Consider the following 1,668-nt stretch of genomic DNA (forward strand, 5'->3'; position numbering starts at 1 on the left):
ACTGGTAGGCCAGCACAAAGGCCAGCGCGATGAGGAACACGTCCTGAACCACCAGCGAGAGGGTGAAGAGGGTGCGGATGCGCTGTGTCGACATGTCAGCCCGATATTCTACCAGAGCGGCGCGGCGCTACAAAAGGCCCCAGACGCGGGATACCATCCCGCGCTACACCTGATCATATCTTAAGTAGCGCTGGTCTCGCTCGCCGCTTCGCTGACGGCCAGCCGCCGCTTGGCCGCCGCCAACCCTAAAACTCTTCCACCGGCAGCGTCGCCGCCTTGGCCTGCTCCACGTGGCTCAGGATCGACTGCGCGCCGGTGCGGGCGGCGTCGCCTTGCGTGCCCAACATGGCCGCCAGCTCGCGCAGACGGCCGGCCGTGTCCAGGCTGTCCACGTGGGTCGTCGTCCGGCCGCCGGCCACCGCCTTGCTGACGTGGAAGTGCGCGTCGCCATAGCCGGCCAGTTGCGGCAGGTGGGTGACCACGATCACCTGATGGTCGGCCTCCGAGGCCAGCCCCCACAGCTTGCGGCCGACGATGTCGCCCACGCGCCCGCCGATGCCCTGGTCGATCTCGTCGAAGATGAGCGTCGGCGTCTCGTCCACCTGGGCCAGGGCCGTCTTCAGGGCCAGCATCAGGCGCGCCGTCTCGCCGCCGCTGGCGACCTTGGCCATCGGCTTCAGCGGTTCGCCGGGGTTGGCCGAGATGAGGAACTCCACCTGGTCGATGCCCGTCTGGTCGAAGGCCAGCCGCGTTTCCTCGCCGTCGGGGCCGGCCACGTAGCAGCCCGCCGCCGTGCGGTGAGTCTGGAAGTCCACGCCGAAGCGCGCCCCCTCCATCTTCAGGTCGCCCAGGTGCGATTCGACGGCCGCCGACAGCCGCTCGGCCGCGGCGCGCCGCCTGGCCGACAGGGCCGCGGCCAGCTCGCCGATGCGCCGCAGGTAGCGCTCCTGCTCCGCTTCCAGCTCGGCGGTGCGCACCTCGCTGTTCTCCAGCGTCTTCAGCTCGGCCTCGGCCCGCTCCTGCGCCGCCAGCAGCCCGGCGATGTCGCTCTCGAAGTACTTACGTTTCAACTGGTTGATGTTTTCCAGCCGCGCCTCGACGCTGTTCAAGCGCTGCGGGTCGAACTCCAGCGCCTCCAGGTAGTCCTGCACGTCGCCGCCCAGCTCGCTCAACTGGAAGGCCAGCCCCTGCAGGTTCTCCAGCGACGCCTGGCGCGTCTCGTCCAGCTTCGCCAGCTGGCTCAGGGCGTGCTCCACCCGGCCCAGCAGGTCGGCCACCGACGGCCGCTCGTCGTCCACCATACTCAGCAGGGCCACGGCCTCGCTGGCGTGCCGGCCCAGCTGTTCGGCGTTGGCCAGCCGGATACGCTCGATGCGCAGCGTCTCTTCCTCGTCCGGTTGCAGCGCGGCGACCGATAGCTCCTCAATCTTGTAGTGGAGCATCTCCATGCGCTGCGCCAGATCGCGCTGGTCGCGCCGCATCTGATCCAGCTCGCGCTGTACGGCGTAGAGGCGGTGCACCTCGGCGGCCAGCGCCTCGCGCTCGGCGGCCAGCCCGCCGAAGGCGTCGAGCAGCGGCAGGTGGGCGCGCGGGCGCAACAGCGACAGGTGCTCGCCCTGGCCGTGGATGTCGATCAGCGGGTCGGCCACCTGGCGCAGGACGGACAGG

1 protein-coding gene is annotated in these 1,668 nt (G+C 69.8%); it reads right to left on the bottom strand.

Annotation, left to right across the window (positions count from 1 at the left end):
• Nucleotides 1-245: 245 nt before the first annotated feature.
• On the bottom strand, nt 246-1,668 hold a 1,423-nt coding region (locus tag ACE3UY_RS20785), incomplete at its 5' end, for a DNA repair protein RecN (RefSeq protein ID WP_374689390.1).

This window comes from Promineifilum sp. (SeqCode) (genome assembly GCF_041918635.1).
GTDB lineage: Bacteria > Chloroflexota > Anaerolineae > Promineifilales > Promineifilaceae > Promineifilum.